Genomic DNA, 15,976 nt, shown 5'->3' with positions numbered 1-15,976 from the left:
GCAATGATGAAATTAGACCCGCCAGAAACACGGGAGATCAATTACAGTCAAACACGCAATAACGTTACTAACTGGTTTGATACCGAGTATAGCAAGTATCAGAGATTGGCTAATATCCCAGTTATTTCAAGCGTTAGATTGTCACTAGCGCCACGGGGAACAGCAAGCGCCAATAGTGTGGAAGATATGAACGTAAACAGAGCTAACGCAAGACAAGTTTTAGAGTTCGTGGAAGCCGTGATTAACAGTCTAGGCGATTATAAACCTTTTTTAGAAGCACGATACATCAAGAAGTTACAATCGTGGCAAATTGAAGAACGCTTAGGGTTCGGACATTCTCAAACACAAACTAGAATTAGAAAAGCTTGCGCCTTGTTTGCGCAGACTATGGACATGACAGCAGGCACGAACCTAGCAGCATACAAGGAAACATCAGACAATGAAAGATAAAACACTGTTAGAGCGACTAATCGCATTGGCGTTACTAGAATTATTGCAGGGCGTAAGGATTGCTTTATACATTGGCGTAATGTAAAACAACAAAGGGATGCATGCTGTAACATCCCTTTTTTACTGCACAAAAAAAGCGCCCTGGCACGATCACCAAGACGCTTAAAAGGACCATTCAAGCATGAACGATACTAAGAACGTTGAAGTATCCACCAGCATTATAACATAGCTAACAGCACAATAAAAAGGCCCTTGACGCCCGTAGACGCTCAAAGAGCCGATAGCCTATATCTTGTAATCATTATAACAAAAAGCCCCGCAAAGAGAACGGGGCAATAAACGGAGATAATATGAATGTCCTTACTTTTTGACAATCACATTATAACATACATCCCTAGCAACAAAAACGCCCCGAGATCCGGAGCGTCCAAGGAGTTACCCAGTCCGAAAACCGAGAACGTAAGAAATCATGTACAGCAATAGAATTATAGCACAGAACAAAAAACGTTAGATCACTCTAACGCTTAAATATCGTGTATTATTTTAAACCACCTAACCCGCTTTTTGGGTCTCTTTTGGGTCTCTTTCGAGGTCTCTTTTTGCCATTTTTTGGGTCTCTTTTTTCAAATTTTAGCATTTTTGACATTTAAAAACCGCTTAACCACGGGAAAAACTGCCCCGGGAGCATTTCAAGCTTTTTAGAAAGGTTTTTGTATTTGAAATAAACTAAGCCTTATTCTCGCTCTCTGCCGCTGCTTTTGCAACTGGGTAACGATCATAATATCCTGGCTTGTTTACTTGACGTCCACGTGCGATCGCCATATCACGTGAAGCTACATCATCTGTGATCGTTGAACCCGCTGCCACATAGGCATGGTCTGCGATCTCGACTGGTGCAATAATGTTCGAACCACTTCCGATAAAGGAATACTCGCCCACATTGGTGTGATGTTTGTTTTGACCATCGTAGTTGACAAATACCGTACCACAGCCCACATTGATCTCCTTACCAAGGGTCGCATCCCCTACGTAAGTTAGATGACCAACTTTAGTATTTTTGCCTAAAGTAGCCTTCTTAACTTCAACAAAGTTACCGATATGCACGCCTTCGCCAATATCAGCTTGTGGTCTCAAATGGCTGTATGGCCCGATATTAGAACCGTTACGCATGATCGCACCTTCAAGGAAAGAAGCTTTCACTTCGATCCCATCTTCTAAAATCGTATCGCGCAATTCAGAATGTGCCCCGATCACACAATCTTCCCCGATAACGGTCTTGCCTTTCAAACTGACCCCCGGTTCGATCACGGTGTCAGCTCCGATCTTAACGTCAGCTTCAATATAAGTCGTCGCTGGGTCGATCAAGGTGACCCCATTTTTCATATGCAACTCGTTGATCCGGCGCTGCATGACTTTGGTTGCCTTAGCTAATGCGATCCGGTCATTGACACCCATTGATTCTTCGAATTCATCCATGCAGTAAGCTCCAACTGGGCGACCTTGAGCTTTTAAGATCTCGATCACATCAGGTAGGTAGTATTCGCCTTGAGCATTATCATTTTTCACTTCATGCAAAGTCTCGAATAAGGCTTGGTTATCAAAGCAATAAACACCTGTATTGATCTCATTTACCAAAGCTTCTTCTGGTGTTGCATCTTTTTGTTCAACGATCTTTTCAACTTCATCGCGATGATTTCTGATCACACGCCCATAGCCAAATGGTTCATCAGTTTTAGCTGTCAAAACAGTTGCGACCGCGCCACTTTGTTCGTGTTGTTCAAATAACTTAGCAAATGTTTCCGCTGTAAATAATGGGGTGTCGCCACATGTAACTAAGGTCATTCCTTGTTTGTCACCTAAAAGTTCTTCGGCTTGTAAAACAGCATGCCCTGTTCCCAATTGTTCAGCTTGTAGAGCATATTTTGTGCGTTTTCCTAAAGTTTCTTCAACTTTAGCAGCCCCATGGCCGACGATCGTCACGATCTCATCGATCTGATCTTTTTCGAGTTCAGTCAAGACGTGGTCCACCATCGCCTTACCACAAACCGGATGTAACACTTTGTATAATTTTGATTTCATTCGTGTGCCTTGACCCGCTGCCAAGACAATTGCATATTTTGCTGTCATTTCAGAATTTTGCCTCACTAAAGAGGCATTCCTTTCTCAGAATAATTAGTAAATACTATTTAATGATAAACCACTCCCCCCCTAGTTTCAAGCGTCCAAACCCAACCAAAAAAGCGCTAAACACCTGACTTGATGTTTAGCGCGCAACGGCTTTATTTGTTACCAAATACTTTTTCTAAATAGTTTCCTGGGCTAACAGAGATCGTCTTATCTAAAGTATTGACTTGATCAACTTTTAGCAGCGAAGTGTAGTCATCGACCATGCGTTTTCCATCAAATGAACCTTCAGCAAAAACTGTGATCCCGACTAAGTTTGATTCGAATTCTTCGATCATTGACTTCATCCCGTTGACTGTGCCGCCACCTTTCATGAAATCATCGACGACCAAAACATTCGAACCGCGCTTAAGACTACGCTTGGACAATTCCATCTTTTCGATCCGTTCGCTTGAACCAGATACATAGTTGACCGAAACCGTCGAGCCTTCAGTGATCTTAGAATCACGACGTACGATCACAAATGGTACATTCAAGTAGCTGGAAACACTTTGAGCGATCGGGACCCCTTTAGTTGCCACTGTCATCACCGCATCGATCTGCTTATCGATATATTGGCGTGCGATCACGCGCCCAACTTTACGCAATACATCAGGTCGACCTAAAAGATCAGACAAGTATACATATCCTCCCGGCAAAAGGCGATCTTGTTCTGAAAGTTCAGTTGTCATTTCTTCAATAAATTCACGTGCTTCATATTCTTCCATTGAAGGAATAAAGCGCGCACCACCTGCAGCACCTGGGATCGTCTCTAAAATACCGATCCCACGTAATTTGAAAGTCCGCTTAATAATGGCAAGATCTTCGCTGATCGAAGACTTCGCTGATTCATAGCGTTCAGCAAAAAAGGTCAGCGAGATCAATGTATGCGGTGATTCTAGGAGATATCTCGTCATATCGATCAATCGATCACTTCTTCTGGTTTTCAAATTTATTCCTCCAATGTTTTTGAAATTTTAGTTACATTATACGTTATCAAACGGATTTTTCCTAGTTTTTAAGCTTTAAATAATTTTAAAGTTCGTTTTTTAGGCAATAAATCCCGATCAAAAATTGTTTTATCGGAGATTTTCTCTTCTTCTGATTAACGTTCGGTTCTGAAACAAACTATTATAGATTATCACTGTCACCGGCTAGCGTCAACACTTTTTTAAAAATTTACTTCAGGATAAATATATAACTTTTTATGTATAAAAATTATATAAACCAAATTTTATATGAATAAATATTAGTTTTTAGTTGAATTATTTGCATAAAAATTGTATGATAACCTCAACAAATGCATAAAGGAGTTTTTAAAATGACAAATAAAAAGGTTGTGCTCGCATATTCTGGTGGTTTAGATACTTCAGTTGAGATCGCTTGGCTCAAAAACAAAGGCTACGATGTGATCGCTTGTTGCATTGATGTCGGCGAAGGAAAAGACCTGACTGCTATCCAAGCAAAAGGACTAGCGGTAGGTGCAGTTGAATCCTTGGTCATCGATGCTAAAGAAGAATTCGCTAGTCAATATTGTTTAACAGCGCTGCAAGCTCACACATATTATGAACAAAAATATCCGCTCGTTTCAGCGCTCTCACGTCCTTTGATCGTTAAACATCTAGTCAAGATCGCTAAAGACTACGGTGCTTGTGCGATCGCGCATGGTTGTACCGGTAAAGGCAATGACCAAGTCCGGTTTGAAGTTGGGATCCATGCTCTAGCTCCGGAAATGTTGATCGAAGACCCGATCAGAGATAACCATTGGTCTAGAGAAGAAGAGATCGACTATGCTCTTCAAAATAACATCCCCGTGCCGATCAACAAAAAGAGCCCTTATTCGGTCGACGAAAACCTATGGGGCCGGGCAAATGAATGTGGTATTTTAGAAGATCCTTGGCAAAGTGCTCCAGCTGATGCCTATGCTCGGACTTTACCTTTAGAGCAAACACCTGACGTTCCCAGTGTGATCGAGCTTGAATTTGAACAAGGTGTCCCCGTCAAATTAGATGGAGAAAAACTTAACTTAGCTGATCTGATCCTAAAACTTGATAAATTGGCTGGCCAACACGGGATCGGACGGATCGATCACGTCGAGAATCGGTTAGTCGGGATCAAATCCCGTGAGATCTATGAGTGTCCAGCAGCTACCGTCTTGATGGCAGCCCATAAGGACCTCGAAGATATCACGCTTGAAAAAGAAGTTGCTCATTTTAAGTCTGTGATCGAACAAAAACTCAGTGAGTTGATCTACAACGGGTTGTGGTTCTCACCGTTGATGCCCGCCCTCCAAGCTTTCTTAAAGCAGACTCAGACTAATGTTACTGGTGTTGTTCGGGTCAAATTATTCAAGGGTAACGTCATTTGTGAAGGTCGGAGATCGCCTAATTCCTTATATGATGAAAAACTAGCGACCTACACCGCGGCTGATCAATTCGATCAAGAAGCTGCCAGTGGTTTCATCAAACTATTCGGTCTTCCAACTCAAGTCTATGCCCAAGTTCAACAAAAAAATGGAGGAAATAGCCATGAGTGATAAGTTATGGGGCGGACGTTTCGAAGCGTCTCCCGACCAATTCGTTGATGAATTTGGGGCTTCGATCAGTTTTGATCAGTTACTAGCCCACGAAGATATCCAAGGTTCACTGGCTCATGTCAAAATGCTCAAACACACTAAGATCTTGAGTGCCAGCGAAGCAGATCAGATAATTGCTGGGCTAGAAACGTTAGCGCACAAACTAGCTGCTGGTGAACTTGAATTTTCAGTCGCCAACGAAGATATCCATATGAATTTAGAGGCGCTATTAGCCCAAGAGATCGGTCCAGTTGCGGGGAAACTGCATACTGCCCGGAGCCGAAATGATCAAGTTGCGACCGATCTACATCTTTATCTAAAGAACCGCCTCCCGCAAGTATTGGACGCGATCGCTGAGCTACAAAAAGCGTTATTGCATCAAGCAAAAAAGCATCAAACGACACTGATGCCTGGTTTTACGCACTTACAACATGCACAACCGATCACGTATGCTCACTATTTGATGGCCTACTGGCAAATGTTCAAACGTGACTGGGAGCGCTTTGACTTCAATCAAAAGCACACCGACATCTGTCCTTTGGGAGCAGCAGCTTTAGCAGGAACGACATTTCCGATCGATCGGAAATTTAGCGCCGACCAATTGGGCTTTAGTGAGATCTATGCTAATTCACTAGATGCTGTATCCGATCGTGATTTTGCCTTAGAATTTTTGAGTAACAGCTCGATCTTGATGGTCCACCTTTCCCGCTTTTGTGAGGAACTTATCTTGTGGTGCAGCTATGAATTTGGCTATCTGGAACTATCCGATAAATTCGCTACGGGAAGCTCGATCATGCCCCAAAAGAAAAATCCTGATATGGCTGAGTTGATCCGGGGCAAATCTGGCCGGATCTTTGGCGATCTGATCGGTCTACTGACAGTTTTAAAGGGACTTCCTTTGGCCTATAACAAAGATATGCAAGAAGATAAAGAAGGTGTCTTTGATGCTGTCAAAACGATCATCCCCTGTCTTAAGATCTGCACTCAAATGGTCGAAACATTAAGTGTCAACAAAGCACGGATGGAACAAGTGCTCACGACTGATTTTTCAAACGCTACGGAACTAGCCGACTACTTAGCTAAAAATGGCGTGCCTTTCCGTCAAGCACATGCGATCGCCGGCAAGTTAGTCTTACACGGGATCAAACAGCACCAAACGCTTCAAGATACCGACTTAGCAACTTTCCAGAAATTTTCACCTAAGATCCAAGCCGACGTGTATTCTGCCCTTGATCCCAAAACAGCCATCAAACGGCGCAACTCATATGGTGGAACTGGATTTGCCCAAGTTGAACAGCAGATCGAACTTGCTGAGCAGTTTATGCAAAAATTCGAATAGATCTAACTAGAGGATAGAAATTGAACTTGTGAAATTTTTATCCTTTCTTTTTGTTTGCCCTTACGCTAAACTCAAAGATAATAGCACTAGAAATGAGGTCTTTTATTCGTGAAAATCATCATTGCACCTGATTCTTTCAAAGAAAGCATGACTGCTAGTGAAGCAGCCCAAGCTATCTATGCCGGCTTTAAACCGATCTTTCCCACCGCTACATATGAATTGATCCCACTAGCAGACGGGGGCGAAGGCTTTGTCGATACGATCTTAAATACCGTCCCTGGAAAAATTTATACCTATCAAGTAATGGGGCCAAGAAAGCAATCAGTTACAGCGAAGTTAGCCGTGATCGAGGCGGGCAAAATTGCACTCCTTGAAACGGCAGCAGCTAGCGGCTTACAACTTTGTAACGGCATCAAGGATCCGCTGACGGCTACTAGCTATGGAACAGGTGAATTACTCAAACACGCTTTAGATCTCGGAGTGGAACATATCATCTTAGGTCTTGGTGGCAGTGCGACTAATGATGGTGGTGCGGGCTTACTTCAAGCCTTAGGCGCCAAATTCTATGATCGTTCTCACTATGAATTACCTTTAGGCGGTATCCATCTACAAGCACTCGAGAAAATAGATATCAGCGCCTTAGATCCGCGCTTACAAACAACTAAGATCACCCTTGCTAGTGATGTGGCTTCACCCTTCATTGGACCTAACGGGGCTAGTGTGGTCTTTGGCCCGCAAAAAGGCGCTTCCCCTAATGCTGTGCTCCAACTTGAACAAGCTTTGACTAATTTTTCACAAGTTATCAAAGCTACTTGTGGCCAAGATATCGCCACTACTCCGGGTGCAGGCGCAGCTGGTGGGATCGGTGGGGCATTGCTTGCTTTCACTAACGCTACCTTGACTTCAGGGGTCGAGCTCGCGATCGCTTTGACTGACCTTGAGCAAAAAGCGACTGCAGCTGACATTTTGTTGACCGGCGAAGGCAGTTTAGATAGCCAAACAAAATTGGGAAAGACACCCCTTGGAGTTTTGCGCGCGGTTAGATCTGTTTCACCTGACTGCACCGTGATCGGCTTAGCTGGTAAGGTCGAGGCAGTTGCTGAATTGCATCAATTAGGTTTTGATGCTGTTTTTTCGTGTACTCCTGGTGTCATCAACTTGGAACAAGCCTTAAGATCGGGATCAAAGCATTTAACGCAAACAGCAAATGAAATAGCGCATTTATTGCAAAAATTTGTTTAGAGTGTTTGACTCTTTTAAAATAGCGCGTAGTTCAGTATAATTAAACTAATAATTTCAATGATAGACAGGTGAATCAAATGGAGATATCGGAGAAAGCTCCGGCTAAATTGAACTTCAGCTTAGATACCCCATTTCGTCATCAAAACGGTGAGCCAGAATGGAAAATGGTAATGATCGCAGTTGATTTAGCCGATTACGTACACATCCAGACCCTTCCTAACTCGCATAAGATAACCGTCTCAACCGACTCTGGTTTTTTACCAAGCGATCAACGAAACTTAGCCTATCAAGCCGCTAAGATGTTGCGCGATAAATACCAGATCAAAGAAGGCGTAGCGATCACGATCGATAAAAACATCCCCGTGGCTGCAGGTATGGGTGGGGGATCTTCGGATGCTGCCGCTGTCCTACGTGGCTTAAACAAGTTATGGCAACTTGGGCTCTCACGTGAAGAACTTGCTAAAATTGGGCTAGAGATCGATTCAGATGTTCCGTTTTGCATCTACAGCGAACCAGCCCTTGTGACTGGTAAGGGCGAGATCGTGACCCCGATCGGTCCTTTACCCCCATTAAAGATCATTATCGCTAAACCCCGTGACAGTGTCTCAACGCCTAGCATCTTACGCAAGATCAACTATGATAAGATCAAACACCAAGATGTCGATGCTGTCGTTTGTGCGATCAAGGCACAAGATTATGCAGCGATGGTCACTAAGATGGGAAATACTTTAGAACCGATCACTGCTGGACGCCACCCTGAGATCTTGAAGATCAAGGAAAAAATGCTCCAATTTGGCTGTGATGCAGCTCAAATGAGTGGTAGTGGTCCAACAGTTTTTGGGATCTGTCAAAAGGCTTCACGAGCCCAACACATCTACAATAGTTTACGTGGTTTCTGTAAAGAAGTTTACATCGTTAGTCCTTATAATTTAGACCAGCAAACTTGTTTTTAAAAAACTAAGACCAGATAAAGTCCTTAACTGCTTAAGAACTCTATCTGGTCTTAGTTTTTTAATGATGCCACGCAAGCGGGTGGTTGTTCCACAAGATCTTATCCATCGTATCTAAAACTTTAGCACTTTGATGCAGATCCGTATGATCCGTATTGGTATAAACGGCTTGATAATATTTAGACCAATTAGGATGAATGATATTTTTCAAAAATAGTGACTGTACATTGGGTACTGAACCGTCAGTTTTTTCACCATCAACTGACCCCATCAAATTATAAAAATCGATACTAGCTAGCGGATCAAATTCTTTAAATTTCTTCAATAAACGCTGGTAATTTTTATCGGTCGAAACTTTGGCTTGAGCTTTGGCATAGCTCGTATTCTCATCTACGCTTTCATCGATCGGTGTTCCCAGTAAGATCACCTTAGGAAAAGCGATCTCTTTTTGTAACGAACTTGAATCTGCCAAAGCATGTATCAAAGCACTCCCCCCCCATGAATGTGCGATCACATTGAGTTTATCGACGTGATAATCGCGGTGCAAGACCGTAAGTACCTGCTGCAACCACTTTGTCTGCGCTTGGTAATCTTTTGTATAATTCCAATCAAAGATCAATTGGATCAAAGCATTTTTCTTGTTAACCACACTACCTTGGACCTTGACCTTACCCGTTGGCGTCACATGGATCGTCATCGTCTTTTGTGCGATATTTTCTTTTTGGTAGTATTTGATCAATTTGCTGTAGGTCCAACCATTGCCACCCCAACCAGGAATTAAAAGCGTTGGAACGTTACTATATGAAATATCAGAACGCAATTGCTCCGTGCGTAATGCTTCACCCGGTGTTCCACGTAAGAGCCATAATTGCAGGCAGATCAACCCGACTAAAACACTTCCTAGAATTGCCCACCATTTTTTCAAGACTGTACTCTCCTTCTTTCTCCTAGTGCATAAATTATAGTCCTTTTGGTTGATTTATGCATCCGTTTTGACTTAACTTTTTTATTTAATAAATTCGATGATCAGACCGGTTCACAAAAATAATACTGCTAATTATAATCAAGATATAAACAAATAATTGGAGAAAAAAATTGAAAAATATTAAGGACTTTACAGTTAAGCACCCATATATTTCAGTACTGATCCTTCAAGCATGCATTATCATCATCTTTGGCACGCTGTGTTTACTATTTCCAACAGTCTTTACAAACGGTATTTATACTACGCTCTTTTCTACTATTTTTATCTTCATCGCTATCAAGATAGGATCAAATAAAAAATAAAACCCCTTCTATGATCGACACCATAGAAGGAGCTCTATTTAAATCTTATTTTTGCACTGCTAGCAATTCGATTATTTCTTCAGTTGGAATACCAGCAAAATATCGGGTAAGATCTATCTTGGCCATAGCTTGCCGAATTTCTGCTGGAGCGTATTTTACACCCGCTAAGAGCGCTTCTACGTCACTGACATCCTTTTTACCAAAGAAATCGCCATAGATCTTAACTGAAGTGATCACACCACTATCGATCAAGAAACGCGCATCGATCGTTCCACCAGTGAAACGATGGCGTCTTTGAACTGTAAACTCTGGGGAACGTCCATAGACCCAATCCCAATTTTTATACAGCTCTTGTTCGATCTTAGCAATTTCAGCTTTATCCGTCTCATCTAAATGATATTCAAATTTTTGGGCTTGCTCTAATGAATCTACTTGCCAGATCTTTTTGATCAATTCATCTCGGAAGGCGAAGGTATCTAGTGCTTGATACTGTTTGTCCAAATATGGCTTGATATTTGTTACGTGCGAACGAACTGACTTAACACCTTTTGATTCGATCTTATCTTTAGGTACACGCAACGCATTTTCAACCGCACTCGTATCCACATCAAACATCAAAGTCCCATGTGAGAAAGTTTTGTCGCCCTTCGTATACATTGCATTACCAGAAAATTTCTTGCCTTCGATCACGATATCATTGCGCCCGGTCACTTCAGCTTTGGTAGCCCCCATCTCATGTAGCGCTTTGACGATCGGTTGGACCAATGTCTTAAAATCACCGAATTTTTGATCTTTAGCTGGTACGACAAAGCTAAAGCACATATTGCCTAGGTCTTGATACATCGCACCACCACCGGAAAGGCGACGAGTGATCGTGATCTTGTTATCTTCACAATATTTCTGATTGATCTCTTCCATTGTATTTTGGTTTCGACCTACGATGATACATGGCTTTTCGATATAAAACAGCATAAACGGTGCTTCCAATTTACCACTGTTCATCAAATACTGTTCCGTTGCTAAGTTAGTTCTGATATCATCAGTTTGCATTACTAGATACTGCATTCTTCATCCCTCATTTGCCTAAAAATTAAATATTAGTTGGAAAACCAAGTGCCACATCAGCAGCATCCATCACAGCTTCACCTAATGATGGGTGTGGGTGGACAGTTAAGCCGATATCTTCAGTCGTTGCTCCCATTTCGATCGCCAAAGTCAATTCGTTGATCAGATCACTCGCATGGGCCCCAACGATCTGAGCCCCTAACAAGATATCCGTTTCTTCTTCGAAAACTAGACGAATAAAACCATCCGTCTTCCCCATTGAGATCGCACGCCCATTAGCAGCAAATGGGAATTGAGCCTTTTTAGCCTTAAAGCCCTTTTCTTTAGCTTCGGCTAGCGTCAATCCTGTCGTTGCGATCGAAGTATCCGTATAACAAACGGCTGGCATCGCACGATAATCGACCGTTGTCTTCATACCAGAGATCGCTTCAGCAGCTACTTTACCTTCATAACTAGCTTTGTGAGCCAAGGCAAAACCAGCCACGATATCACCGATCGCATAGATATGTGGGATATTTGTACGGCTTTGAGCATCAACTGGGATCAAACCGCGGTCATCGATCTTGACGCCGGCTTGTTCTAAGCCCATATCAGCGGTATTTGGACGGCGCCCGACCGAAACGATCACGTAATCAGCTGTGATCTCTTGAGCTTTACCGTCGATCTCAAAGGTGACTTTGACGTTATCATCTGTTTGTTCAGCATTCTTAGCCAAAGCATTGGTGTAGATATCTACCCCTTGTTTGCTAAAGTGATGTTCGACCACTTTGACTAGATCTTTTTCATAGTTAGCTAAGATCATCGGACCACCTTCAAGGATCGTCACATGGGAACCTAAGTTGGCATATGCCGAAGCTAACTCACACCCGATATAACCGCCACCAACGACAACTAATTCTTTTGGAACTTCACGTAAATTGAGCGCACCCGTTGAGTCTAAGACACGACCCTTGAACTTAAAGTTAGGGATCTCGATCGGATGACTCCCGGTAGCTACGATCAAATTATTGAAACTATATGTTTGAGCATGACCTTCCTTATCGATCACACGTAAATTGTGATCATCTTTCAAGAAGGCATCGCCCCAAACAACATCGATCTGATGCTTTTTAAATAGTGATGCGACCCCACCAGTGAGCTTAGAAACAACGCTATTTTTCCACTCGATTGTTTTATTGAAATCAAGTTTAGCTGCTGTTACTTGGAGCCCCATATCTTGGGAGTGCATTGCGTATTGGTAGTGATGCGCCGCTTCGATCAAGGCCTTTGAGGGGATACAACCTACATTCAAGCAGACACCACCGATAAATTCACGTTCGATCACAGTCACCTTTTGACCTAATTCGGCTGCGTGGATCGCTGCTACATATCCACCAGGGCCCGCACCGATCACGACTGTATCTAATTCAATTGAAAAATCTCCAACTACCATCTAGCTCATCCTTCCATTAATAACAATTCTGGGTCTGCCAATAATTCTTTGAGTCTGTTGACTGCTTTTTGAGCTGTTGCACCATCGATCACACGATGATCAAAGGCCAAGGACAACTTCAAAACACGTGCGATCTGAACTTCATCATCCACTACGACAGCTTCTTTAGTGATCTTACCCATACCTAAGATCGCAACTTCAGGCCAATTGATGATCGGCGTAAAAAAACCACCGCCGACCGAACCAATATTGGTGATCGACATGCCCGTGTAATTCATATCATCACGTGATAATTTATTTTCTTTAGCTTTGGCTGTGTTTTCCGAGATCTGTTCAGCGATCCCAAATAAGCTCAACGCATCTGCATGTTTAACATTTGGTACGAATAGACCATGTTCGGTGTCTGTGGCGATACCTACGTTGATGTAGTCTTTATAAGCGATCGTTTGATTTTGCATATCGACCGAGCTGTTGAAGATCGGGAATTCCTTCATGATCACGGCTAAAGCCTTGACCATATAAGCCATAAAGGTCAATTTGACACCACGCGTTGCCGCCAATTCCTTATACTTCTTACGGTGATCCCAAAGTTTATCCACGACAACTTCATCAAAGACATGTACATGTGGGATCTGTGAAACTGAACGCACCATTGCATTAGCCGTTGCTTTTCTGATCGGTGACATCTTTTCAACTGTTTCAGGCCATTGAGCACTTGCACTAGCTGGCAATGCAACGACTGATTCTTCTGTTTTAGCCTCAGGTGCTGCGACCGGTGCATCTTGTGGTAAACTCAAAGCTTGTTCGATATCAGCTTTAGTTACTTGTCCGTGACGGCCAGTTCCCTTGATCTTAGTCAGATCAACTCCATTTTCACGGGCAAACTTGCGCACGGATGGCATCGCTAAAACTGGTAAGGAATGATCTTGAACAGATGCTGCGACCGGTGTTGCTACGCTTGTTGGCTCAGCAACCGGTTGAGCCACGGGTTGAGCTGGTTCTTCGACTTTAGCTGGTGTTTCTGTCGCACTTGCATCAACATTGCCCAAACCTTCAGCCACTTCTAGCTCGACTAAAACATCGCCCACTTCAGCTGTTTCACCTTCCGGGACCACGATCGCAGTTACTTTTCCGGCTACAGGACTAGGAATTTCTTCGACGGATTTATCATTTTCGATTTGAACTAGATCATCATCTTCTTTGATCGTATCGCCGACTTTAACGTGCCATTCACCGATCACACCTTCAGCGATCCCTTCCCCAATATCTGGGAGTTTAAATTGATATTTACTCATAAATCTTCACCTTTCCTAGAAATTGACCGTTTCTTTTACTTTTTCAATGATATCTTGCTTGTTTGGTAACCAGATCGTTTCAGCATCGCTAAATGGATATGGTGTGTCTGGGGCATCGACCCGTGCGATCGGTGCTTCTAACGATAAAATCCCCTTTTCGGCGATCAAAGCGGCTACTTGAGAATTGATCCCAGCTTGGCGTTGTGCTTCTTGGACCAAAACAACTCGGCCAGTACGTTTGACTGACTCTAAGATCGTTTCTTCATCCAATGGTGAAACTGTACGCAGATCAACGACTTCTGCTTCGATCCCTTCTTTAGCCAATTCGTCAGCAGCCCGTAAACTTTCATGGACCATATAGCCGTAAGAGATGATCGTTACATCTTTACCTTCACGCTTGACCGCTGCTTTATCCAAGGCTACGGTGTATGCGTCATCTGGAACTTCTTGTTTGAAAGAGCGGTATAATTTCATATGCTCTAAGAATACGACCGGATCATCAGAGCGGATTGCTGCCGTCAATAGACCTTTGGCATCATATGGATCACTTGGGATAACAACTTTTAACCCCGGTGTTTGTGCCATCAGTCCTTCCAAACTATCGGAGTGCAATTCTGGCGTATGGACCCCACCACCAAATGGCGCTCTGATCGTCACGGGCATTTTACGGGTGCCACCTAAACGGAAACGTGTCCGCGCGATCTGAGCTGCGATCTCATCCATGACTTCAAAGACAAAGCCAAAGAATTGGATCTCAGGAACAGGACGAAAACCGGTCAAAGCTAAGCCAACTGCGAGACCACCGATCCCTGATTCAGCTAAGGGCGTATCAAAGACTTGATCTTCACCGACTTTTTCTTGTAAGCCATCAGTCGCACGGAAAACACCACCATTTCGACCAACATCTTCACCAAATACCAAAACATTTTTATCGCGTTTTAATTCATCTTCCAAAGCTTGTGTAATTGCTTTGATCATCGTTGTTTTAGCCATTATGCTTCCTCCTTAGCCGCAAATTTTGCAATTTGTTCCTCTAAAGTCGGTGGTGTTTCTACAAAGACATTTTGAAGATATTCACTCACCTTTTGTTTTGGCGCTTGTTCAGTCTTTTTCATCGCTTCATTGATCTGCTCATTTACTTCTTCAATGTAAGCTTCTTCTTGAGCTTCTGACCAAAGACCTTTTTCATCTAAATAAGTGCGTAATCTTACCAATGGGTCTTTCTTTTCCCATTCAGCTTCTTCATCAGCGGTCCGATAACGATGCGGATCATCACCAGAAAGCGTATGTGGACCAAAACGATACGTCAAAGTCTCGATCAAGACTGGGCCATTACCTTCGACACTGTATTTACGTGCTTCGCTCATGACTAAATAGACTGCCAAAGCATCCATCCCATCAACTTGAATACCTGGGATCCCAGCAGCTAGACCTTTTTGAGCTAAGGTCGGAGCCGCAGTTTGGACCGCTCTTGGGACTGAGATCGCATAGCCGTTATTTTGCACAACAAAGATCGCCGGCGCTTGATATGCACCTGCAAAGTTGATCCCTTCGTAGAAATCACCTTGGGAAGTACCGCCATCACCAGTATACGTATATGCTACATTCTTAGCGCCCTTTTTCTTGAGACCTAGAGCTACACCAGCGGCTTGAACATATTGGGCTCCGATGATGATCTGTGGTGGTAAAGCAGCTAGATCTTCGGGATATTCATTTCCTAAGACATGCCCCCGCGACCACAAGAAAGCCTTTTCTAAAGGTAGCCCATGTAAGACTAATTGTGGAACATCACGATAAGCTGGTAATAAGAAGTCTGTCTTTTCCATCGCAAATTCAGATGCGATCTGAGAAGCTTCTTCCCCTGCTGTTGGCGCAAAGAAACCTAAGCGCCCTTGACGATTTAGCTTAGTGGAACGTTCATCTAACACACGCGACCACAACATTTGCTTGAATAATTCCACGATCTGTTCATCACTTAGATCTGGGAAAAAGTCTGGATCGATCACTTTACCATGTTCATCTAATACACGAAGCGGTTTGATCTCACTTGGAGAGATCGTCTTGAATGCTTCAAAATCAATTTTTTGTGCCATTTTAAAACTTCCTTTCTTCAAACATAAGGAATCAAATCTTATTTTCAATCTTCGTACAGCGCTTACATCGATAATTATAACGTAT

At 43.0% G+C, this 15,976-nt stretch carries 13 protein-coding genes; 5 read left to right on the top strand and 8 right to left on the bottom strand.

What is annotated here, in order from left to right; genetic code table 11:
- Positions 1–450 (top strand): ArpU family phage packaging/lysis transcriptional regulator (locus FC30_RS07315; RefSeq protein WP_235804187.1); only part of this gene is annotated, 450 nt, incomplete at its 5' end.
- 726 nt (positions 451–1,176) lie between these two features.
- Here the strand turns inward: FC30_RS07315 and glmU are convergent.
- The gene (glmU, locus tag FC30_RS07310) at positions 1,177–2,577 is read right to left on the bottom strand and encodes a bifunctional UDP-N-acetylglucosamine diphosphorylase/glucosamine-1-phosphate N-acetyltransferase GlmU (protein ID WP_010689694.1); all 1,401 of its coding nucleotides are present in this window, start codon (positions 2,575–2,577) and stop codon (positions 1,177–1,179) included.
- 152 nt (positions 2,578–2,729) lie between these two features.
- A complete protein-coding gene (gene purR / locus FC30_RS07305; protein WP_010689695.1) occupies positions 2,730–3,563 on the bottom strand; it encodes a pur operon repressor in 834 nt (277 codons plus the stop codon).
- Positions 3,564–3,934: 371 nt separating this feature from the next.
- On the opposite strand from purR, the gene FC30_RS07300 reads away from it, so the two are divergent.
- The 4 genes from FC30_RS07300 to ispE all read left to right on the top strand — a co-directional run bounded on the left by FC30_RS07300 (position 3,935) and on the right by ispE (position 8,722).
- On the top strand, positions 3,935–5,149 hold the full coding sequence (locus tag FC30_RS07300) for an argininosuccinate synthase (RefSeq protein WP_010689696.1): 1,215 nt from the start codon (positions 3,935–3,937) through the stop codon (positions 5,147–5,149).
- A complete protein-coding gene (gene argH, locus FC30_RS07295; RefSeq protein WP_010689698.1) occupies positions 5,142–6,527 on the top strand; it encodes an argininosuccinate lyase in 1,386 nt (461 codons plus the stop codon). The genes FC30_RS07300 and argH overlap by 8 nt, the downstream gene beginning before the upstream one ends.
- Before the next feature lie 108 nt (positions 6,528–6,635).
- Complete coding sequence (locus tag FC30_RS07290) at positions 6,636–7,769, top strand: glycerate kinase (RefSeq protein WP_010689699.1); 1,134 nt, start codon at positions 6,636–6,638, stop codon at positions 7,767–7,769.
- A 77-nt stretch (positions 7,770–7,846) separates the two neighbouring features.
- Entirely contained in the window at positions 7,847–8,722 is an 876-nt protein-coding gene (gene ispE / locus FC30_RS07285; protein ID WP_010689700.1) for a 4-(cytidine 5'-diphospho)-2-C-methyl-D-erythritol kinase, read from the top strand.
- Positions 8,723–8,780: 58 nt separating this feature from the next.
- On the opposite strand, the gene FC30_RS07280 is transcribed toward ispE, so the two are convergent.
- The 6 genes from FC30_RS07280 to pdhA all read right to left on the bottom strand — a co-directional run bounded on the left by FC30_RS07280 (position 8,781) and on the right by pdhA (position 15,891).
- On the bottom strand, positions 8,781–9,644 hold the full coding sequence (locus FC30_RS07280) for an alpha/beta hydrolase (protein WP_010689702.1): 864 nt from the start codon (positions 9,642–9,644) through the stop codon (positions 8,781–8,783).
- 407 nt (positions 9,645–10,051) lie between these two features.
- Positions 10,052–11,071 carry a lipoate--protein ligase gene (locus tag FC30_RS07275; protein WP_010689703.1) on the bottom strand — a complete coding sequence of 340 codons (1,020 nt, stop codon included), beginning with the start codon at positions 11,069–11,071 and terminating at the stop codon, positions 10,052–10,054.
- 25 nt (positions 11,072–11,096) lie between these two features.
- On the bottom strand, positions 11,097–12,503 hold the full coding sequence (gene lpdA / locus FC30_RS07270) for a dihydrolipoyl dehydrogenase (RefSeq protein ID WP_010689704.1): 1,407 nt from the start codon (positions 12,501–12,503) through the stop codon (positions 11,097–11,099).
- A 5-nt stretch (positions 12,504–12,508) separates the two neighbouring features.
- Positions 12,509–13,798, bottom strand: a complete 1,290-nt coding sequence (locus tag FC30_RS07265; protein WP_010689705.1) for a dihydrolipoamide acetyltransferase family protein — start codon at positions 13,796–13,798, stop codon at positions 12,509–12,511.
- 15 nt (positions 13,799–13,813) lie between these two features.
- Positions 13,814–14,791, bottom strand: coding sequence for an alpha-ketoacid dehydrogenase subunit beta (locus tag FC30_RS07260; protein WP_010689706.1), 978 nt, complete (start codon positions 14,789–14,791; stop codon positions 13,814–13,816).
- On the bottom strand, positions 14,791–15,891 hold the full coding sequence (gene pdhA / locus FC30_RS07255; RefSeq protein ID WP_010689707.1) for a pyruvate dehydrogenase (acetyl-transferring) E1 component subunit alpha: 1,101 nt from the start codon (positions 15,889–15,891) through the stop codon (positions 14,791–14,793). The genes FC30_RS07260 and pdhA overlap by 1 nt, the downstream gene beginning before the upstream one ends.
- Between the last annotated feature and the right edge of the window lie 85 nt (positions 15,892–15,976).

Source organism: Ligilactobacillus animalis KCTC 3501 = DSM 20602 (assembly GCF_001434535.1).
In the GTDB taxonomy this organism is placed as follows: domain Bacteria; phylum Bacillota; class Bacilli; order Lactobacillales; family Lactobacillaceae; genus Ligilactobacillus; species Ligilactobacillus animalis.
This window is presented reverse-complemented; position numbering and strand designations above follow the sequence as displayed.